The 20,202-nt window shown below is 36.2% G+C and carries 21 protein-coding genes; 19 read left to right on the top strand and 2 right to left on the bottom strand.

Annotation, left to right across the window (positions count from 1 at the left end; translation table 11 throughout):
- Positions 1-70 precede the first annotated feature (70 nt).
- The 19 genes from CEQ21_RS24405 to CEQ21_RS24320 all read left to right on the top strand — a co-directional run bounded on the left by CEQ21_RS24405 (position 71) and on the right by CEQ21_RS24320 (position 17,445).
- A complete protein-coding gene (locus CEQ21_RS24405; RefSeq protein WP_235907331.1) occupies positions 71-4,744 on the top strand; it encodes a phage tail tape measure protein in 4,674 nt (1,557 codons plus the stop codon).
- Positions 4,741-5,010: a tail protein X gene (locus CEQ21_RS24400; protein ID WP_185766781.1), complete on the top strand. Its 270-nt coding sequence runs from the start codon at positions 4,741-4,743 to the stop codon at positions 5,008-5,010. Before CEQ21_RS24405 ends, CEQ21_RS24400 begins: the two co-directional genes overlap by 4 nt.
- Positions 5,010-6,029, top strand: coding sequence for a phage late control D family protein (locus CEQ21_RS24395; protein ID WP_185766780.1), 1,020 nt, complete (start codon positions 5,010-5,012; stop codon positions 6,027-6,029). The genes CEQ21_RS24400 and CEQ21_RS24395 overlap by 1 nt, the downstream gene beginning before the upstream one ends.
- A complete protein-coding gene (locus CEQ21_RS24390; RefSeq protein WP_185766779.1) occupies positions 6,029-6,223 on the top strand; it encodes a hypothetical protein in 195 nt (64 codons plus the stop codon). The genes CEQ21_RS24395 and CEQ21_RS24390 overlap by 1 nt, the downstream gene beginning before the upstream one ends.
- 14 nt (positions 6,224-6,237) lie before the next feature.
- Complete coding sequence (locus CEQ21_RS24385; RefSeq protein ID WP_185766778.1) at positions 6,238-6,909, top strand: phage tail protein; 672 nt, start codon at positions 6,238-6,240, stop codon at positions 6,907-6,909.
- A 5-nt stretch (positions 6,910-6,914) separates the two neighbouring features.
- Positions 6,915-7,223 carry a hypothetical protein gene (locus CEQ21_RS24380; protein WP_185766777.1) on the top strand — a complete coding sequence of 103 codons (309 nt, stop codon included), beginning with the start codon at positions 6,915-6,917 and terminating at the stop codon, positions 7,221-7,223.
- Positions 7,216-8,334 carry a baseplate assembly protein gene (locus tag CEQ21_RS24375; protein ID WP_185766776.1) on the top strand — a complete coding sequence of 373 codons (1,119 nt, stop codon included), beginning with the start codon at positions 7,216-7,218 and terminating at the stop codon, positions 8,332-8,334. The genes CEQ21_RS24380 and CEQ21_RS24375 overlap by 8 nt, the downstream gene beginning before the upstream one ends.
- Positions 8,327-9,517, top strand: coding sequence for a phage tail protein I (locus tag CEQ21_RS24370; protein WP_185766775.1), 1,191 nt, complete (start codon positions 8,327-8,329; stop codon positions 9,515-9,517). The genes CEQ21_RS24375 and CEQ21_RS24370 overlap by 8 nt, the downstream gene beginning before the upstream one ends.
- Complete coding sequence (locus CEQ21_RS24365; RefSeq protein WP_185766774.1) at positions 9,514-9,816, top strand: hypothetical protein; 303 nt, start codon at positions 9,514-9,516, stop codon at positions 9,814-9,816. Before CEQ21_RS24370 ends, CEQ21_RS24365 begins: the two co-directional genes overlap by 4 nt.
- A 14-nt stretch (positions 9,817-9,830) precedes the next feature.
- Positions 9,831-12,398: a hypothetical protein gene (locus tag CEQ21_RS24360; protein WP_185766773.1), complete on the top strand. Its 2,568-nt coding sequence runs from the start codon at positions 9,831-9,833 to the stop codon at positions 12,396-12,398.
- Between the two features lies 1 nt (position 12,399).
- Positions 12,400-12,645 (top strand): hypothetical protein, encoded by a 246-nt coding sequence (locus tag CEQ21_RS24355; protein WP_185766772.1) that lies wholly within the window; start codon positions 12,400-12,402, stop codon positions 12,643-12,645.
- Positions 12,638-12,865, top strand: coding sequence for a hypothetical protein (locus CEQ21_RS24350; RefSeq protein ID WP_185766771.1), 228 nt, complete (start codon positions 12,638-12,640; stop codon positions 12,863-12,865). Before CEQ21_RS24355 ends, CEQ21_RS24350 begins: the two co-directional genes overlap by 8 nt.
- Positions 12,866-12,925: 60 nt before the next feature.
- A complete protein-coding gene (locus CEQ21_RS24345; protein ID WP_235907330.1) occupies positions 12,926-13,435 on the top strand; it encodes a phage holin family protein in 510 nt (169 codons plus the stop codon).
- An 18-nt stretch (positions 13,436-13,453) separates the two neighbouring features.
- The gene (locus CEQ21_RS24340) at positions 13,454-13,723 is read left to right on the top strand and encodes a phage holin (protein ID WP_185767410.1); all 270 of its coding nucleotides are present in this window, start codon (positions 13,454-13,456) and stop codon (positions 13,721-13,723) included.
- Between the two features lie 54 nt (positions 13,724-13,777).
- A complete protein-coding gene (locus tag CEQ21_RS24335) occupies positions 13,778-14,668 on the top strand; it encodes an N-acetylmuramoyl-L-alanine amidase (RefSeq protein ID WP_185766770.1) in 891 nt (296 codons plus the stop codon).
- Between the two features lie 136 nt (positions 14,669-14,804).
- Positions 14,805-14,927: a hypothetical protein gene (locus CEQ21_RS27325; protein WP_268879001.1), complete on the top strand. Its 123-nt coding sequence runs from the start codon at positions 14,805-14,807 to the stop codon at positions 14,925-14,927.
- A gap of 235 nt (positions 14,928-15,162) precedes the next feature.
- On the top strand, positions 15,163-15,411 hold the full coding sequence (locus tag CEQ21_RS24330; protein WP_185766769.1) for a DNA-binding protein: 249 nt from the start codon (positions 15,163-15,165) through the stop codon (positions 15,409-15,411).
- Between the two features lie 563 nt (positions 15,412-15,974).
- Positions 15,975-16,442, top strand: a complete 468-nt coding sequence (locus tag CEQ21_RS24325; protein WP_185766768.1) for a DUF5412 family protein — start codon at positions 15,975-15,977, stop codon at positions 16,440-16,442.
- Between the two features lie 100 nt (positions 16,443-16,542).
- Positions 16,543-17,445, top strand: a complete 903-nt coding sequence (locus CEQ21_RS24320; RefSeq protein ID WP_185766767.1) for a polymorphic toxin type 44 domain-containing protein — start codon at positions 16,543-16,545, stop codon at positions 17,443-17,445.
- 539 nt (positions 17,446-17,984) lie between these two features.
- Here CEQ21_RS24320 and CEQ21_RS24315 read toward each other — a convergent pair.
- Both CEQ21_RS24315 and CEQ21_RS24310 read right to left on the bottom strand, forming a co-directional pair.
- The gene (locus tag CEQ21_RS24315) at positions 17,985-18,560 is read right to left on the bottom strand and encodes a hypothetical protein (RefSeq protein ID WP_185766766.1); all 576 of its coding nucleotides are present in this window, start codon (positions 18,558-18,560) and stop codon (positions 17,985-17,987) included.
- 17 nt (positions 18,561-18,577) lie between these two features.
- The gene (locus tag CEQ21_RS24310) at positions 18,578-19,504 is read right to left on the bottom strand and encodes a hypothetical protein (RefSeq protein ID WP_185766765.1); all 927 of its coding nucleotides are present in this window, start codon (positions 19,502-19,504) and stop codon (positions 18,578-18,580) included.
- Positions 19,505-20,202 lie beyond the last annotated feature (698 nt).

The raw sequence follows: 20,202 nt of genomic DNA, 5'->3' as shown, positions 1-20,202 counted from the left end.
ACTTCCGAAACCTTACTTTCTTAAATCTTTTAAGAGAAATAGAAGATGTTAAAGAGGTGTTAGATGACAAATGAATAATGCTCAAGCCTTTCAAATAGCCTTCCAGCTTGGTGGACAGATAAATCCTTCGTTCCACCAAGCTTTTAATACTGCCAATTCAGCGCTTAGTAATACGGAAGCAAATACAAATGCACTAAGTCACAGCACAGAAAATCTTCAAACTGGCATGAGCCTATCATCCAAAGCAGCAATACTTGGTGGTTCAGCAATTGGAGCCGTTGCCGTCGGTTTAGGTGCAGCTGTTGTTGCTTCTGATGAGTATTACAATGCTATGAAGCAAGTTCAAGCCGGCACAGGTGCAACGGCTGATGAAATGAAAGAAATAAAAGAGATATCCAAGAATCTCTATAACAATAATCTTGGAGAGGATTGGAATGATTTAGCTGCTGCCATTCAAGAAGTTAAATCCGTCACCGATCTATCAGGGAAATCCTTAGAAACAGCAACCAAATATGCCATTCAATATAGGGATGTATTTGGAGAGGATGTTACGGAGTCCATAAAAGCCAGTGACACCATGATGAAAAACTTTGGTATTACTGCCGAACAGTCCTATAATCTTTTAGCTCAAGGGGCGCAACAGGGACTTAATAAGTCGCAGGAGCTTCTGGACAGTGCAAATGAATATTCCGTGTACTTCAAAACCCTTGGTTATGATGCAAATGAGATGTTCGACGTCTTCAATGCCGGATTAGAAAATGGCGCTTTTAATCTTGATAAAGTGGGCGACGTTGTAAAAGAATTCGGTATTCGGATAAAAGATGGAAGTACAGCAACATCAGATGCGTTAAGTTACCTATTTAGATCAAATGGTTTCGACGATTACATGGATAAACTCCAAAACGGAGGAACAGCAACCAAGCAATTTATGGAGCTTGCAAGTCAGGTGGGGAGGGAAAACGCTGCTGCACTAGTAAAAGACTTACAAAGTTCCGGTGCAGCCTCCGAAAAAGCCTATAAGAGCATTGAATGGACAATTGGAGGTGCCGGACAATTTCTGGACGCCCTTTCTTCAGGTGCTTTAGAAGGCAAAGATGCCATGCAACAGGTTATCCAAAAAATCTCTGAAATAGGAGATACAAGCTTACAATCACAAATGGCTGTTGCGCTCTTTGGTACACAAGCAGAAGATCTTGAAATGAAAACTCTGTTATCACTTGGAAACGTACAAGATTCCTTCGATATGACGAAAAAGACGATGGAAGAAGTCGGGGAAATTAAATATGACACCATCGGCAAAGCCATTCAAGGGATAGGAAGACAATTTGAAACAGAATTTGTCATTCCGATAGCGGATAGAGTGCTTCCATACCTAAATAGTTTTTCTAATTATTTAGCGGATGATCTTTCAGGAACCATTCAAAGTTTCAAATCCATTATGGTTACTGTTACACCAATCATTCTAGGATTGTCTACAGCATTCTTAGTGTATAAAGGTACTCTAGTGGGAATAGCAGCAGGGCAAGTTGCTTATAACGCTATTCAAACAGTAAGTATTGCTTTATACCATGCTCATCGTGCTGCCATGATTGCTTATACAATTTCGGGTGGTGGAGTAAAAGGTGTTATTGCTGCAATTAGAGCATCTATGATTGCTTTAAATGGAGCAATGTTGGCTAATCCATTTATATTGGTGGCTGCTGCCCTAGCTGGATTAGTAGTTGCTTTTATTGCTGCTTATAAAATGTCCGATACCTTTAGAAATAAAGTGGACAGCGCCTTTGCAAGTGTACGGGGAATTGTTTCCTCAAGCGTTTCGTATGTAACTGCATTGGCACCACAATTATGGCAAGGGTTTTTGGATTTCACAGTCTCTACATTTGCTGCCATTCGTTCAGCATATGATGAAACCATTAACTATATTGGCTCAAAAGCAAGCGCAGCTGCAGACTGGTTCAATGGTTTACAAGGTCCTGCTAAAACGGTAGCAGATTATATAACGGGCTCCTTTTCCACAATCGGAAATACTATCGCAACCCTTTCACCGTTAATCGGGCGACTAGGATTATCCTTCTTAGGAGTAACTGGTCCTGTAGGTTGGGTGATTGCCAGTGTCATTTCTATAGGTGCTTTTTTATATAAACTTATAAAATCAAATGATGACGTACGTAATTCCCTTGTAGGTTCATGGGAACTAATTAAGGGGACTTTTATTGATGCATTTGAGTCCATAAAAAGCGCGGTTGCACCGGTTATTCCTATATTAGGTATTATTGGTCAGACTTTGTTATCCATGCTCATGCCAGCTATTTCAGAAATAACTACTTCTTTTGCTACATTAGGACCTGAATTTCAAAAAACAGGCCAGATTATAGTGGAAAGTTTTGTCCCATTAGGTCCTGCTTTTGCGGAATTAGGTGGAGCATTTGGTCAACTATTCCAAGAATTCGGAAGCTTATTTTCCAGTTTTGCAACATCTTTGGTTCCTATGGTGATTGATGGAGTAACGACTTTACTGCCTGTCCTGGTTAACCTATTTACTACGTGGTTTTCGCTAACATCGGAGATTGCTAGTATTGTGTTGCCTTTGTTATTAGGTGCTGTAACGTCCATTTTGCCGTTAATCGTATCACTAATTCAATCAAGCATGCCGTTAATTGTAAGCTTAATAGGTTTATTGATTCCAGTAATCACGGATATTGCTAATTCTGTTCTTCCACTGCTATTACAGGGAGCACAGTTGATTTTTCCTTTAATACTTGCGATTATTCAAGCTGTTTTACCATTAGCGATTAATTTAATCGGTTCTTTAGTACCCGTCATAATGTTGATTGCACAAGTTGCCTTACCTTTAATACTTCAAGTGGTTCAAATGGCTTTCCCATTAATATTGGGAATTATCCAGTCTGTAATTCCAATTATCACCTTATTGCTTGAGGGAGTATCTTTCTTTTTAACTAACATAGTGGTTCCAGCGATTCAATTCTTGCTGCAAATTGTCCAAATGGTGTTCCCGTTAATATTAGGTGTGATCCAGTTGGTCATTCCAGCAATAACCTTGATTCTTCAAGGAGTTGCCTTGCTTTTAACTAATATTGTTGTTCCAGCGATTCAATTTTTATTACAAATTGTCCAGTTTGTGTTTCCACTAATATCAACGGCTATTAATAATTCGCTGACTCTTGTCACCGGAATTGTAAAAACCGCTGTTTCTCTTCTGCAAGGAGATTGGTCTGGAGCGTGGAAAAACATAAAACAAACAGCAGAGACAATCATGAATAACATTATTGGTTTCTTTAAAGCGATAAACCTATATGATACCGGAAAAGCAATCCTTAATGGATTAATAGATGGTATCAAGTCAATGGCAAATGCAACAATGAATGCTATTGGTGGTATCGTCAACGGAATTATAAAAGGGATTAATTGGGTGCTGGATAAGGTCGGAGTAGAAGTTTCTTTAAATCAATGGGAAGTACCTCAATATGCACAAGGTACTGGATATCATCCAGGGGGCTTGGCTATTTTGGGTGATGGTGGCGGTCCAGAATTATTCCGCACTCCAACAGGATTTGTTGGAATGAGTCCTGGCACGGATACACTTATGAACTTACCAAAAGGGACGCAAGTTATTCCCCATAGAGAAACACAGCAAATTATGAACACCTACAATATACCGGCTTATAAGTCAGGGAATGTTCAAAATCCATTGCAACAAGGAATGAGTTGGGTTAAAGAAAAAGGTTCTGCAGCATGGGATTGGACAAAAGAAAAAGGTTCTGCAGCATGGGATTGGACAAAAGAAAAAGGTTCTGACATAAAAGACGCTGCTTTAGATGTTTGGAGCTATGTTTCCGAACCGTCCAAACTGATGGATAAAGTCTTAGAACAATTTGGAGTAGTTGCTCCTACCCTTTCTGGAGTCTTAAATGATGTTAGTCAGGGAACATTCAAACTGGTTAAAGAAAAAGCTGTTGAGTTTGTGAAAGAGAAGATTGCTGGCTTTGGTGATTGGAGCGGTGGAGGTTCTGCAGCGTCTGGTGATGTGACAAAGTGGCTTACAGCTGCGATTAGCATTACAGGTGTTCCGATGTCCTGGTTAGGACCATTGCAAACAATGGCCATGAAAGAATCAGGAGGAAATCCACGAGCCATTAACTTATGGGATTCCAATGCAAAAAGAGGAACACCATCCAAGGGCTTATTGCAAACCATTGATCCTACGTTTAACGCTTATAAGCTTTCCGGAATGAATGATATTTGGAATCCAATCCATAATGCTGTAGCGTCGATTCGCTACACGCAAGCAAGATATGGTTCCATCTTCAACACTCCTGGTATTGCTTCAATGGCAAGCGGCGGAGGATATAAAGGTTATTATCAAGGTGGAACTACTCCAAACACTGATTATTATTGGGCTGGCGAACGCGGTCCAGAATTGTTAAAACTGCCAGGTGCAACCCAAATAAACTCAAACACTTCAAGTAAGTCCATGTTAGACGGATTACTAAGAAGCTTTATGAGTTTTAGCAACGACAATTCTGGTGTTGTTTCGGTTGGTAGTGGAGGTCCTTCTATTGAAGTACATTATGCTCCACAGATCAGCGTAGGTAATAACGGAACAGGAGATATTCGCGAAGTAATTGCAAAAGCGTTGAGAGACGATAAAGTGAATTTCAAAGAATTGATTATCAGTGTGCTTGAGGAATACGAGAATGACAAAGATCGGAAGAGATTATCATGAGTACTTATGTAACAGTTAGTGGAGATACTTGGGATAAAATAGCATTGGAGCAAATGGGAAGTGAATATCTCTTCCCATTGCTTCTTATTGCTAATCCTCAATATCGGTTAGTCCTTCTATTCACAAGTGGCATTGAAATAACCATTCCTGAATTTGAATTAGAGGATGTATATGAATACCAACGTCCAGCATGGTTAGAAGAAGATTTGGACGATGATACAGAAGAGGAAGAAACATTAGCATTTGCAAGTGAGGAGGATTCTTAATGACAGATGGAAGACGTATCAGCTATGACCTTAAATATAATGGCAACAAATTCACAGCAGATATTGATCCATTTGTCACAGGTCTTTCTTTTACTGATAATTTCACTGGTTCTGCTGATGATTTAACTATTAATTTAGCAGACAAGGATAGAATTTGGTTAGGTAATTGGATGCCTGAAAAGGGAGCTGCCATTGAAGCGGTTTTAATTATTCCTTCTGGTTGGGGAAACCAAAGTACGAGTAAACGAGATTTAGGATATTACGAAATAGACGAATCAAGTGGAGGTGGCCCTCCTACAACGGTCAGTATTAAATCAACGTCCATCCCTCAAGAGTCTTCTCTAAAAGGAGAAAAAAAGTCTAGATCATGGGAGAATACGACGTTAAAGAAAGTACTGACAGATGTAGCGAAAAAGAATGGGTTAGGTATTTATTATGATGCTGCAGACAATCCGAGCTTTGACAGATTGGACCAAGAATACGAGTCAGATGGAGCATTTCTTTATCGACTCTGCAATGAAAATGGGTTGGCATTAAAATTGGCCAATAAAAAAGTATATGTCATTGATGAGGAACAATTAGAATCGCTGGATACTGTCGCAACCATTAATCGTACAGATCAACTAGTTAAGAAGTGGAATTATAAAGACACCTTAAACGGCAGTTATAAATCCTGTAAAGTTACCTATACGGATACGCAGAAGAAAAGAACGTATAAACAAACGTTCACACCTTCTAAACCTCCAAAAACGGGCAGAGTTTTACTGGTGAACGAAGAAGTGAATTCGGACGCTGCTGCCCTTCGATTAGCAAAAAAGAAATTGCGTGAAGCGAATAAAGAGGCAACAACAGTTACCATTACAATTGCTGGCATTATGAACTTGTATGCTGGCCAAACTGTTACTATAAAGGGTTTTAGCAATCTGGACGGAAAGTATATCATCACTTCTCTTTCAGGAAAGACCGGAGATACCTCCGAAACAACATTAAACTTAAGGAAATGCTTGGTGGGATACTGATGAACTTAATTGAAGGTAGAATATCAGCTGTTTATCCAAGTAGAAATACAGCAAAAGTTTTACGTGATGATAACGGAACCGTTACAAGAGAATTGATTATCCTTACAAGAGGGGACAATTGGCTTCCAAAAGAAGGAGACTATGTTGTTTGTTTCTTAGGGAAAGGTAACGGATATGTTTTAGGAGCAATATAAAGGGTGGTGAAACCGTGGCTAAAATCGGAAGTTTTGGCGGTATCACTTTTGAAGTATCGACCAAAAAGGTTTTAACCTTTGATACTTTTTCAAGAAGTGGGGATGCAAGGTGGAGCGAGCACGAAGTAAAAGGAAAGCCGATTTCTGAATTTATCGGCCCTGGTCAAGAGTCCGCATCCTTCTCCCTGACTCTTAGCAGAAGTTTAGGAGTAGATCCAACAGCAGCAGTAGAAAAGCTCCGGTCCTTTCGAGATAGTGGAAAGACCGGAGCTTTTATTATTGGAACAAAATCCATTTCTAAAAATTATTGGTATATCTCCTCCATAAACGAAGGGGAGCCACTGATTGATGGAAAGGGAAGAATTATCAGCATTAAAGTGGATGTGAGCATTAAAGAATATGCCAAGGATATTAAGGCGGTCAGCATCCAAAAGCCGAAGCCAAAACCAGCTAAAAAGAAAACAGCGGCATCTACAAAGAAAGTATATGGAACCATAACTATTAAAGTAGGAATGCTGAACTGTAGGGCTTCCAGAAGCCTTAAAGGGAAAATTTTAAAGGTTCTTCGTAAAGGGCAAAAATTCAAAGTGTACGGAGTAAAAACAACCGATATACCTTGGTATGATCTTGGCGGTGGCAAATACTGCAGTGCCGTTTCAAAATATACATCATTGAAGAAAGGATGATGAGCATGAGCACCCATCAAATATCACCATTTGGCAGTATCGACTTTGGAGCTACTGGCACAAAAGCTAAATTGCAAAACGCATCCTTTCTATTGGCTACGATGAAAGGGACTTGTTTTATGAACCGTGAAGCCGGATGGCTGCCTCCAATTGATGAATTGAGCGAAGCATCAAAAGTTCAATATACAGCGGATGTAGTGGAACTCCTTCAAAATAACATTGAAGGTTTGACAGTGGAAGAAGTCACCTTTCAGGAAGATTCAGAGAATGCCAGTATCTATCCCTTTGTGAAAGTGGTGTTTGATAATGGCTAGATTTGGGTTACCTGATGTTGATTTTATCGAAGTCGATCCAGAGGAAATGGAAAGCATTGCAGTTGCTCGATTTGAGAATGCAACTGGAACATCTTTAGACGAAACAGATCCAAGAAGGAATTTTATAAAATCAATGGTGTTTATGGCTACTATGCTATCAAATAATATTGATTTCACGGGAAAAATGAATTTATTAGCATTTGCAGAGGATAACTACCTAGATCATTTAGGTGTAAAAAAAGGAGTTTCTCGATTAGAACCACGAGCAGCTGAAACAATTATTCGATTTGAATGTAATCCGGTGGAAACTTTTACGATTCCAAGTGGAACCAGGATGGCAGTGGCAGATTTAGAGTTTGCGAGTACAACAGATTACAAGGTATCAACAGGATTAACATACATTGATATACCCATGACATGCTCCGAATTAGGGGAAGTCGGGAATGGTTATCTTCCTAATCAGATTACGAATATTGTAGATAATGATAATTTACCATGGGTAACAAAAGCCTATAATATTACGAAATCGGATGGAGGGTTAGATTGGGAGGAAAACGATGCTTATGCTGAAAGGATACGGCAATCAAACTCTCAATATAGTACAGCAGGACCAGAAGACGCTTATATTTATCATGCTAAATCCGTAAGCTCCGAAATAGTAGACGTAGCCGTTTATTCTCCATCTGCAAGCGTTGTTACAGTGGTTCCTTTATTAGAAAATGGAGCATTACCTTCAGAAGCTATTATCACTGCTTTGGAGGAAAAATTGAACGGGAGAACCATCCGTCCATTAACAGATGTGATACGCATCGAATCGCCTGAAATCGTTCGTTACGATATTCAACTAGACTTTTATATTTCAAGGTCTAAAGCAAGCGTAGAAACAACCATAAAGGCTCAGATAAACGCAGCTATTGAGGACTATATTACATGGCAGAAAAGTAAGCTTGGTAGAGGAATAGATGCAAGTGAATTAGTCACCAGAGTGAAAGCAGCTGGTGGGGTCCGCGTGACTGCCAGTAGCCCATCACAGTTTATTGTGCTAAATAAGACTCAAGTAGCTCATTCAAACGCCGTGAGTGCCAATTATGGAGGTCTGGTGGATGATTAAGACACTAGATAACTTTGAAATTGGTGATTTGCTTTCAGATAGCTTGAAAAAGGATAAAAATATTGCTGCTCTGGCATATGCATTAACGCCTATTTTTCAAAAGGTTTATTCGCAAACTCAATTAGTTCAAATGTTTGAGGGGATACCAGATCATTTATTAGATTTTGTGGCTTTCGAAGAAGCTGCGGAATTTTACGATGTGAATATGACCAATGAACAAAAACGGTTAATCATCGCAAACTCCGAATCTATTCATAAAACAAAAGGAACGGTGGCAGCCATTGAGGATGTTATCGCTCCATTCTTTCCGAAGGGAAAAGTAAGAGAGTGGTTTGAATATGGAGGAGATCCGTACCATTTCCATATCTATGCAAACGAATACTTAAAGAATGAGCAAGACATTGTAAAGCTGTTTCGAATGGTAAATACCGTTAAACGACAAAGCACACGTTTCGAGCGTGTGTTTTTTAATTGGAAAAATGATGTTCCTGTTCAAGCAGTGGAAGGCAATAACAACATTGAAATCCATCCATTTACTGGTGCTTTACTTTGTGGGCAATGGCCTGAAGTCTCCACATTAGGAAGATTTATAGATGGCGGAACCATAACCATGCAAAGAGAAGACTTTTATAAAGTGGATACCACCTATCGTTATCCAGGATTCTTTGCGAATAGTGAGCAAAGAGTGGAACTGATTAAAAAGGAATTCGAAAGCATCATCCAATTAGAAAGTGCTCCAACAAATTACTCTAACATTGAGTTTTTGATGGCTAATGATTCTCTGATGGTAGGTAAGTTTAGGACTGGCAGTACTGAGATGTTTGAGGGAGATATCCATGTTTCCGTTGAAAGCAGTCTAACAATTGACAGCGAGAATTACACTTCTGTTCAAGAGGAATTAGCAAGAACAGGTCAATTCTTTTTAGGTAGTAAAGCAGAATTGGAGAAAATCCAAAAGGAATATCTGCAGAGTATTGAAATTGGAATGACAAAAGACACTTCCTTGGTCGAGTACATGGCAACTAAGGAGGATTTAAAGATGAATTTCCTTGTTGGTTCAAAAGAGGTATTTGAACAATATACACGCTCCGTGTCCTCATTCCTAGAAGTAACGGACGATGAGAATACAACTACACGCAATTATAAGCTTACTGGTCAATTTTATGCTGGGGAGGGAGAATGAAAATGACGTTGACAACAACAGCCCATAACAAGACTAAAAACTTTTTTAAAAACTTAGTAAAAGAAGGTCAGTATGTAATTGGTAATGTTACATACAAAATACCACTATTTAAAATAGATCAAGATGGGGACCAAATCACCTTTTACCTGTATTTAGACGATTCCATTGCAGGAGCAATAACGAAATGGCAATTGGTTGACGTAGATGGCGAAGTGTTTGACGATCAGCCAGACAGCGTAGATAAAAAGTCAATTAATGGCGTTTTGGTGGCTTTCCGTTATACATTGAAAAAACTTTAAGGAAGTGAACATAAATGGCACAAAATTATACAAAGGTCGGATGGAAAGACCATATTCTTGATGGCACTAAGATACTTCAACAAGGCACTCCAGTAAGTGCAAATAATCTGAACAAAATGGATGCTGGAATTGAGCTTGCTCATCAAAAGTTAGAAGGCTCAAGTAGACAAACACAAGCTATTTCACAGGGACTGCAGATGTTAAACGGGGATGTAAATGCTCCAATATCCTTACAAATGGAAGGGCGGACACTTATCCCGTTGCAAAATAGTGTACTAGAGGCTGGAAAGTACTATCTACAAGCTGACAAAAAAACGTGGTTTGCCGTAAACGGAACAGGATTTAAAGGTATTCAAAAGTTTACTGGACTGAGCGGTAGTGTCAACTTAACAAGGATAGCAAACTTTGAGGGGAAAATTTATAATAGCACTCTCGAAAATCCACACAAGTCTATGCAAGGACAGTTTCCAACGATTCAAGTACCATCTGCATTTAATTATGAAAACGTACAAGCGAATGTTGATAGACTAAAAACGTTAGATGGCGGTGTGATTTCACAAAGCTCAGTAGTTGGAAATACAAGCATTTCACAACAACTATTTTCTTTTAATATCATTGAAGAAATAGAAAAGAGTTTAGGGCGAATACCTGGTAACACTTTAGCCCAAAAAATACAGTGGGCAAAAGAGAACATTAATAAGTTTACATGGTATTGGCATGGTTATGGTTCTGGACCAGCAGGAAACAAAGCCACTGTTAACTTATGGTATGCTGATTCCAACAAATGGGCTGATGATGCTTGGGGGCAGAAAAAAACCAATACAACAAGTGCAATTTCTGCTGTTACTAATTTCCAGTTATCTAGTGAAGTCCCAAAACTTATTGATGCTAACGGTTTTTATCACTTGGTTGCGTATGCAGACGCAAGTGACGGTGTAACTATTTCAACGATTGTTACAGACTATATCGAATTGCAAATTGAATTAAAAGTAACGGCAATTCTACATGCTCCGCGTGTTCCATTATACGAAGTAACAAAAGAGCATTACGACGCTGCTCTGGTTACTTGGAGCGAAGACGAAGTAATTCGCCGTTACCCTATGGTAGAAGGTGTACAGCACATCCAAAATCCATACGTAATGGCCGAAGGAGATAACTTAGTACCGCCTTTTTCAGAATGGAGTTTAACAAATCAAAATTCTGTATTATTGGAGCCGTACAAGTTTTCTATAGATCCTACAGGTCAGTATGCTCATTCCTGGAGTCCTAACATTCCTGTAATACCGAATGAAATTTATACTCTTTACGGGGAATGTGACCATATCAGCGGTTATTATACAACTCATATTTATGATAAGGACGGAAAAGAGCTAGTAAATAACGGGCGAGGTGCTTGGCGTATGCCAGCAAATGCAGCTTATGCACGTATCCGAGCCACTAACGGTACCGTAGTCGCTAAAATGACTTTCTATAATGTAATTCTTACAACTGGCGGGAACGTTAAACCATTTGTACCACGTAACCCTTCGTACTTATTTGCGGAAACAAAACTAGGAGCAATTGGAACAGCAAAAGATTTACTATACGATCAAGATGGTAAGACAATGGTGCGTAAGATTATCGAAAAGGATATTGCTTTAGATGGTTCTAAAACATGGTTATACCATTCATCACAGAACGGCAACGTTACAGCGAAAATTTTTGCACTTGCTTCAAACCTTCCAGTCTCAAGGAGCAGCATTTTAACGAAGTACAACGGAAAACTTATGACAGTAAATTCTGTTGTTAATGACGCAGATACGTACAATGGACTAAATGCAACAGGGGATATCTACTTAACAACGCCATATGATGAAATGGGTTTAACCCTTTCAACCTATGCACCAACGAACGACGAAGTAAAAGCTTACTTTAACGGATGGAAAGTCAAAACAGTGGATTCGAACGGAAAGCCGACTGCCTGGAAGTCAATAGTAGACGGAACAGATGCGCCGACTCAAACCGTTACTTATGTGGCAGCAAATAAAGCTACAGGTTATACACCTTATATACTTTCTTACGTGCTTGCAACTCCAGTTGTTTTAGAGTGTAAATATGAGGGTGCCATTACCGTTAATGGATTGACGCAAATAGAAGTAGGTTCTGGGGTGGTTGTAAGAGAAAAGGTCACAGCTATGCATAATTCTGGAGTTGATGGTACATCGTATATTAACGCATTGTTTGGAGCTGCAAACACATGGCTAAAATATAGGACTTTGAATATATTAGCAGTTTATAAGAATGCTAATCTGGATTCTGGCTGGAATATCGGTGGATCAGCAGCAAATACACGAGGAAAAGTATACGCATCAAAACGCACAGCAGACATTGATGCTACAGCAGAATATACGATAAGTTACTTAATATATGATCGAAATCAGTTTACATCTAACCCAGTAGTAGCTTCTGCAACCTTTGCAAATAGCATCCGTACAGCGTTAGACGATAACATCAAAGCAACAGAAGACAACCGAAGAGAAATAACCATTAATGCACAGCTTATTTATGACATGATGAAAAGACTGAAAGCAGGAGGTCTATAAAATGGAAAAAATTTCAGATGAATTATTAGAAATAGCACTCCAGAAACTTGGCAAGACCAGAGAGCAATTTGAGCAAGAAGTGGAAGAATTGAAGAAAAGCTCAAGTATTGAGGTAATGGGAAATTTAGTTGCAATAATGATGGAAAGCATGAATGCCACGGCAAACATGCTTTCTTTAGTTATGATGCAAAACGCATCTTTGCAAGACGAAATTAAAGCCCTAAAAGGAGGAAACACAAGTGCATAATATGTTTGTAACAGCTGTACGACTTAAATTCATGGATATTAACGCAGTTCCAGAAGCATTCAGACCAGATGTTAAAAAGGAATTAGGTATTGAAGATCCAATAGTAGAACAACCAGTTGAAACGGTTGAGGAAATACCTGCAGAGCAGCCAGTTGATGACGCTCCTATTGAGACAACACCAACTGAAGAAACAGCAGAGCAACCAACAGAAACTGAATAGTGGGGAACAAAGCGCTGCTTAAAGTAGCGCTATTTTTTATAAATAAGGGAGAGGATAGCAGTGTTTTCGTATAAAGAGATATTTAACATTGGCGAATTATTTAACGTAAAAATCGGTGCCGCAGCATTTTTAGCGAGTGGAGTTGGTGGTTTTTTGAGTTGGCTATATGGGGGAACAACTTACAACTTAATGTGTATGTCAGCTTTGATTTTGGTTATTGCCTTCGATTGGATTAGTGGTTCCGTTGCATCTAAGAAAGACGGAACGTATGCCAGCGTTTATGGTCTGCAAGGATTAGCAAGAACGCTTGTTATGCTGTTATTGCCTGTATTCGGTGTGTTAATGGATAACATATTTAGAACACCGAATATCGTTTTCTTTTTATTTTGGGGAGGTTTGCTGTACCACACATTAAATTCAATGACAGCCAATTTCACCAGAGCAGGATGGGATAAATTAATTCCTAATTGGGCTATTGAGTCCGTATCAAGTGAAATTAAATCAAAGATACAAAGGGCAAATTCCAGAGTAATAATTCCAGAAGAAACAAACAACGATTCTAAGGAGTGATTTAAGATGTTAGAAACATTGAAGAAATTGGACAAAGGCACTGTTATTCGAACAGTGCTTCTTTTACTTGCATTTGCTAACCAGGGATTGGCGGTATTCGGTAAAGAAGCCCTTCCTTTTAGCAATGACCAAGTATCTAGCTTAATTGAAATGATTTACTATGTGGGCAGCTTTATTCTTACAGCAGTTGTGGCATTAATTGCTTGGTTTAAGAACAACTATGTAACAGCAAAAGGACATCAACAAAAAGAAGTATTGAAAGCAAATAACCTAACAAATGCGAAGTAAGAGCAGTCTATTGGCTGCTCTTTTTAAATTTAAATTAATGGGGGATGAATTATCATGACAAAAATCTTTATTGATCCAGGACACGGTGGAAGCGATCCAGGCGCAATTGGAAATGGTTTAAAAGAAAAAGACTTAACTTTAAAAATCGCTAAGAAAATCCAGGCATTGTTGCTAGATGGCTACAAGAATGTTTCTGTGAAATTGAGCCGAACAGGTGACACGTACCCAACTTTAACACAGCGTGCAGTTGATGCGAATAAATGGGGAGCTGACTTCTTCCTATCCGTTCACATTAACGCAGGTGGTGGAACTGGTTATGAAGATTTTCGTTATTCAAAAACAGCAGCTTCATCTGCCACTGGCAAACATCAAAGCTGCATTCATGGCGAAATTGTCAATGCTATTAAATCTTTTGGGGTAACTGTTCGTGGAAAAAAAGCTGCTGATTATGCTGTTTTGCGCCAGACTAATATGCCAGCCATTTTGACAGAGAATTTATTTATTGACCGTGCTGCAGACGCTAAGTGTCTAAAAAATGAGAAATTCTTGGATGCTGTTGCTCAAGGGCATGTGGATGGTTTAGCAAAAACATTGAAATTAGAAAAAGCGGAACCTGTAAAGGCTGAAACAAATACAAATAAAACTTCCGAATCCAGTGATACCTATACAATAAAAAAAGGAGATACGTTCTGGAGTATCGCGCAAAAAGAAAACACAACTGTTGAACAACTTAGAAAGTGGAATCCAAGTGTAAATGAGAAAAAACTCCAGATTGGAGATAAACTGCAATTTGGAGAGAAGGATGATACTTATAAGATTAAAAAGGGAGATACTTTTTGGAGTATTGAGGAAGAGTTAAAATTAAAGCATGGTTCATTGACAAAACTCAACCCAAAAATAAACCCTAAAGAATTAAAGGTAGGTCAGTCAATTAAAGTACAGTAATCGAAATTAGGATGTTCTGCTTGCAGAGCATCCTACTATTTTATTAGAAAAAAATTGGAAATATACCATTTTTTTATCAAAACACTTGTCTTTGGTCAAGTGTTATTATATTATATAAATATAAGGAGGTGAGGAAATGCTAGAGGTATTAGAGATAATGTTTAAAGTCTTCTCCATTCTAACCAATATCGTAACAATAGCGTGGATTATGCAACAGTCCAAAGACGCTAACGATAAGAACAAGAACAAAGAAGACTAATCAAGTAAGGGGTTGAGTGAGGTGGTTCTCATTCAACTTCCTTTACAAACATTATAACTCATTCTAGCGTACAATATGACTAAAAAACAAATTTGGATCACGTCTTGGATCTTAGCAAGTGCCGCAGCGATTACAACACGTATAATATTCCCAAATACTTTTGTAACAATTGTTGCGACAGTGATTACACTGTACACCTTTATCATCATTGTTAAAGATTTAAGGAGAAAATGACATGGAATTCAATTTAAGAGGCCGTAAAGCTTTAGAGGATTTCTTTTCTACGGAAATCCTCGGAGCAGCTGAAACACGCGAACTGTTAGATGTCAGCAAGCAACGAATGGGCCAGTTAAAGGAAAGCGGCAGATTGGTGCCAATTAAGGTTTTGCCTAGAGAGAACCTATTTGTGCGTGAAGAGGTTTTAAAACTGAAAGTAGAACTGGCAGAAATCAGGAAGACAAAAGGTACAGGACCAAAAAAATAAGCCTTCTCTTTGAGAAAGGCTTTTTTTATTCAGAATTTACAAGAAGTGTAACAAGAAGGACCATTGTATAGGGGAGTAATGGAGTGAATGTAATAGAGTGAATATTAGTTTTGACAAATGAATAACATTAGTGGAGCGTTTATTTGATGGGAGGGCTGTCTTTCCTTATTTGCTATTGAGTAAACAACCATAAAGATAATAAATTCTTCGATTTGTTGTACAAACGTTCATTGGTTTAGGACGGATAACCTTACTGTTAAATAAATGAACTGCAAATAACTATCTTTGATTGTTAAACTAACGGGGACAATAGTTTTAAAATTTTTTTATTTTATGAATTAATATAAGATAGACCTTATAAAAGATAGGATAATAATGAATTATTTTAATCTAAATTTCAATGAAATTCACAAAAATCGGAAATAAATTGGTTGGGAACCAATTTATTGGAAAGAATATTAACTTATTAGTAGTAAACTATAATATAATAAATACATTATTTGAAAGTATGGAAAGTAATTTGGTAGGTATTACAACATTATAAATTTTTTGAGGGTGTGAATATGAATAATTCTCTTTTTAATTTTCTTTCATTAGCAACTATTTTAATATTTATTATCACATTAATTTTATTAATAATATTCTTAGTAAGAATTGTAGTCTATTTGCTAAGCAGCAATAGGCTTTTTCCTAAGAAGAATGCCATTTCTATACTAATAGGGATAGTATTGGTATCAGGTTATTTTATAAACTATAAGTATAATCTGGAGTTCTTACCAAAAGGTTTTATAAATAAAACGGTTGTTTCGCCAGATGAGAAACATGAAATTAAACTTTATAATATTTCAGCATATTTCATGGATTATAAAACTGTAAGAGCTGTGGTTGTAAACATAGAAAATAAAAAATCAAAAACTATATATTCTAATGTACTTAATAAAGAAGCAGAAATTAATTGGTTGGATAATAAGACTGTAATTATAGAAGGTATTAAATTAAATATAGAAAGAGATACATATAATAACCATTAATTGGGGAATCTACTAAAGATTCCTTTTTTTTATAGATTTTACAAAAAATATATGGTATTATTTTGTACTGTTAGTAGAAAAATAGAAAAAGAGGGATTAAATGTATAAAAATTTTGTTAAGGGATCTATAGTTACAGCATTATTAATAGGAAGTTTATCATTTGCACAAAATGCTTTTGCACAATCTAATGGAGACAGTATAAATAAAACTACTCAACAGCTACATACTGAAGTTGTTAAAAATGGTTATGCAAGCTTAAATGATAATGGGCAAATTGTGATAAATGCAAATGCCGAGGATTTGAATGTTTCTGGTGAATTATTTAATCAATATTTAGTTGAAATGGGTCAATTAAATGATGGTATAACTGAAGGAGTAATGAATTTTAACGAAGATTTCCAAATAGAGTTTGCTACACAAGAAGAAATTTTAGAGAATTTGGAAACAGAAGCTCCACAAGTTGTTATTGAAGATGAAAATTCTGAGATAACTGTGATTGAGAAAAGCCCGAAATTTGGAGTTCTTCGAGTTGTAGATGGTGGCTATCCCAAAAAAAATATTCAATCATTAGTTGAAAATAACAGAAAACAGTTTGAGAAAATTTATAAAGATAATTTAACTGCTCAAAAGTATTCAGGTGGAAACTCAGTTAATGCATATAATGCAACTGCAAGTTGGTTTGTTGCAAAAGTACAGCCTGGTGGTTCTTGGGATTACAAAGTTGTTTCTGGTTATAAACCTTGGGACAATAAAATAAATGGGTACTTTTATAGTGGATATAAAGTAGTAAATGCAGCGTATATTGGTAATTATAATTATAGCTATACTGGAGAATTATTATTTAGTAAAAATGACTTATTAAGAGCTGGTGATGCTGTATCTGCTGTAACCACTTTTATTAGTAATGCCAAAAAAGGTAAATTTAAAGCTCAATTTGATGGAGAAGATGACAAGATACCAGTAAGAAAAGGTTATGATGATGCTGTTAAATATTTTAAATAAAGAAAAAAACAACTGTCTCTAAGAGTACAGTTGTTTTTTATTTATTGTAATATGGAAGTGTTTGTAATTAGAAGAACCTTTTTTAAAATGCGTTTTAAACGGTTTTTGAGACTGTTAGACATTGATGGTAATAAGATGTAGGCAACGTAATAGTTGGTGTTGTAAATAACACATGTAAAGAAATACAGATAAAGTGAATAGGGCTAAATTCACTAAGGAAATGTTTCTTCTTTGCTCTGATAGAAACAGGAGCAACATTCCTTTAGTAGATGCAAATCCATCCTTATGGAACAATCATGGCAGCTTAGTGAAAGAAGGATTATGTGGAATTTAAGCAGAATTAATAATGATATCTTCATTGGGAGTGAGTTATGTGAAATTCATACAAAAAGAACCACACGTACTAGATATGTTCTAATATGTGTGGTCCTTTTAGTGTCTACTGTTACCCTTCCTAACTTAGTCTATGTATGATGCTGAATATTGAGTTGCGAATTAAAGTTGTAAGAAAATCAACAATTCATAATATGAAAGATCAGTCATTGATGATCTTCATTTTTTATTTGCTCTTTAATTTCACGTTCTGTTTCTAATGAGACATCTTGAATATGGGCTATTAAAAGAGACCATAAACTCATAATGCCCATTAAGACAAAGGCAGAAAATATTAACTTTAAAATGTCATGAAAAATAGGCAGAAAATTGAATATGAATAATTTCGAAAATAAGGATCCAATGGTAACTATTAACCAAATAGTTGATGTCCAAATATAAGGTGCAATTGTTCTATAAAACAGGTAGCCTTTATTAGGATTAGCTTCATCAGTATAAAAGTATATATCAACTAGTTTATCTTTAGAAAATATTCTCGTTGTTGCAGTTATTAATGCTAAGGTAAAAGACAAGCCAGTAATGCCAGGAGTAAGAAAATCAGATAGTGAAAATGCCTCCATTTTAATAATTGTAAATTTATAAGAAAGAATATAGAAAAGAATTAAAATAAAGAATAGAATTAGCCATACTATTAAAAAAGCCTTACTTAAAATCTCTTTGCGAACATTCCACATGACTTTAAATGGATTATCTTCTATTTCAATGTTATTGTTTTTATTCATTAATTCACCTCGTTTATCTATAAAACCATTTTCTTAATTACACTGGTAATGATTTTTTTTCCTTTAGAAGTTATAGATTTTATATATCCTTTTTCCCCATCTTCTTGATAGTAATCGTTTAACGTAGATATATCAATTTTTTCATTTTTTGAAGCTTCCAATTTTCTAATTTCTCTTGCTGCACTTGCAGCTTCAATAGCTCTTGATCTATCTCTTGCTGCGCCATTTGGATAAACTAATTCAATTGTGATTTCAGAATACAACCCAGTAAATTCGAATTTTTCATATACTGGGTTTATTGTTACACGTCCAATGTTAGAATCAGAAGAAAAATTATTTATTTTATCTTGTAGTATTTCTACATAGTCTTCTACAGTTTTTGGAGTAGCATCTTTTGTTGAAATATAAATGAATTCTTTTTGTTTATCATATATAAATTCTGTTTTTGATTCCTTTTTAGAAAAATGCTTTATAAAATACTCAATTTTTTTTGCTCTTTGTATGTATGTAACCGCCATTTTTATTTTAGAAAATGAATCTACCATAAAGACGTTCTCTTTGGATTCCAAAGCCCCCTTTAAAAATGGGTATTTTAATATTAAATCGTTTATATATTTATTTAGCAATTCTCTATGCTCAAGATATTCAACAGAATAATTTATGCCTTCTCCTTTTTTGTAACGATTAACAATTTCTTCATACATATTTATTATATTTCTGTTTAGTTCAATTAGTTTATTGTATTCTAATGAATTAGCAACCTCACTTATATCTATTTCATCTGAATATTTGATTAATGAGTCATCAATTATTTCATAAGTATTGAATATTTCACCTAACCCTTTAGGAATAATCTTAGCAATTACTTGCTCTCGATTTGATTCATAATCATAAATCTGTAATGTTTTAGGTTCTAAATTTAGCTTAAATACAAAGTATTCCATATATCCTCCTAATTTATCCATGTTGATTTCTAAATATAAATATCTTTTTCTATAAAAAAGAACTTTACATAAAATTAATAAGAAACTATAAGGTGAAAATGATATTTCGAATTATAATATCAGGTAATATATCAAGGTGTAATCATAATTGTTAAAAAAGCCAGTCTTTATACATAGGTATATTCTGATAGTTATTTTCCATTATCAGTATTATAGTGGATATTCTATCCAAATGATAGATAAGTTTATTAATATTAGTTAAGTAATGGGTGGTGATGGCACAGATACTGTCAAGAAACTGCACATACTGTATTAACGGCTGATAATCCTTGATAAAAATTGATGATATGAGCAAGCAAATACAAAAGATTGTTATTGATTGCTACTTCGTTAGTCCAATTAAGTCCTGGTAGTTCCGATTTTATTTACAACATTATCGATTAACATTAAATCAATGAGGTGTTAATATCTATTTTATTTAACCTTAAGTTTGTGAAAAGATGTACTTAAACAATCGGGGGCATTAGTAAAATAAGGTATCAATTTTTTTAATTAGAAATATGCCCCCAATTGTGCCCCAAATATGCCCCCGATTGGTAAAAAGATATGAAACAAAATAAGAAATACAGAGTTAAAACTTAAGAATATCATGTGATTTTTATACGTTATGAAGTGGGGTAAAGAGAGAAGTCATGTTC

Source organism: Niallia circulans (assembly GCF_007273535.1).
GTDB classification, from domain to species: Bacteria; Bacillota; Bacilli; order Bacillales; family Cytobacillaceae; genus Niallia; species Niallia circulans_B.
This window is presented reverse-complemented; position numbering and strand designations above follow the sequence as displayed.

Coding starts and splice junctions, on each gene's coding strand:
- CEQ21_RS24405 (WP_235907331.1), top strand. CDS start 71: ATGAATAATGCTCAAGCCTTTCAAATAGCCTTCCAGCTTGGTGGACAG.
- CEQ21_RS24400 (WP_185766781.1), top strand. CDS start 4,741: ATGAGTACTTATGTAACAGTTAGTGGAGATACTTGGGATAAAATAGCA.
- CEQ21_RS24395 (WP_185766780.1), top strand. CDS start 5,010: ATGACAGATGGAAGACGTATCAGCTATGACCTTAAATATAATGGCAAC.
- CEQ21_RS24390 (WP_185766779.1), top strand. CDS start 6,029: ATGAACTTAATTGAAGGTAGAATATCAGCTGTTTATCCAAGTAGAAAT.
- CEQ21_RS24380 (WP_185766777.1), top strand. CDS start 6,915: ATGAGCACCCATCAAATATCACCATTTGGCAGTATCGACTTTGGAGCT.
- CEQ21_RS24375 (WP_185766776.1), top strand. CDS start 7,216: ATGGCTAGATTTGGGTTACCTGATGTTGATTTTATCGAAGTCGATCCA.
- CEQ21_RS24370 (WP_185766775.1), top strand. CDS start 8,327: ATGATTAAGACACTAGATAACTTTGAAATTGGTGATTTGCTTTCAGAT.
- CEQ21_RS24365 (WP_185766774.1), top strand. CDS start 9,514: ATGAAAATGACGTTGACAACAACAGCCCATAACAAGACTAAAAACTTT.
- CEQ21_RS24360 (WP_185766773.1), top strand. CDS start 9,831: ATGGCACAAAATTATACAAAGGTCGGATGGAAAGACCATATTCTTGAT.
- CEQ21_RS24355 (WP_185766772.1), top strand. CDS start 12,400: ATGGAAAAAATTTCAGATGAATTATTAGAAATAGCACTCCAGAAACTT.
- CEQ21_RS24335 (WP_185766770.1), top strand. CDS start 13,778: ATGACAAAAATCTTTATTGATCCAGGACACGGTGGAAGCGATCCAGGC.
- CEQ21_RS27325 (WP_268879001.1), top strand. CDS start 14,805: ATGCTAGAGGTATTAGAGATAATGTTTAAAGTCTTCTCCATTCTAACC.
- CEQ21_RS24330 (WP_185766769.1), top strand. CDS start 15,163: ATGGAATTCAATTTAAGAGGCCGTAAAGCTTTAGAGGATTTCTTTTCT.
- CEQ21_RS24325 (WP_185766768.1), top strand. CDS start 15,975: ATGAATAATTCTCTTTTTAATTTTCTTTCATTAGCAACTATTTTAATA.
- CEQ21_RS24320 (WP_185766767.1), top strand. CDS start 16,543: ATGTATAAAAATTTTGTTAAGGGATCTATAGTTACAGCATTATTAATA.
- CEQ21_RS24315 (WP_185766766.1), bottom strand. CDS start 18,560: ATGAATAAAAACAATAACATTGAAATAGAAGATAATCCATTTAAAGTC.
- CEQ21_RS24310 (WP_185766765.1), bottom strand. CDS start 19,504: ATGGAATACTTTGTATTTAAGCTAAATTTAGAACCTAAAACATTACAG.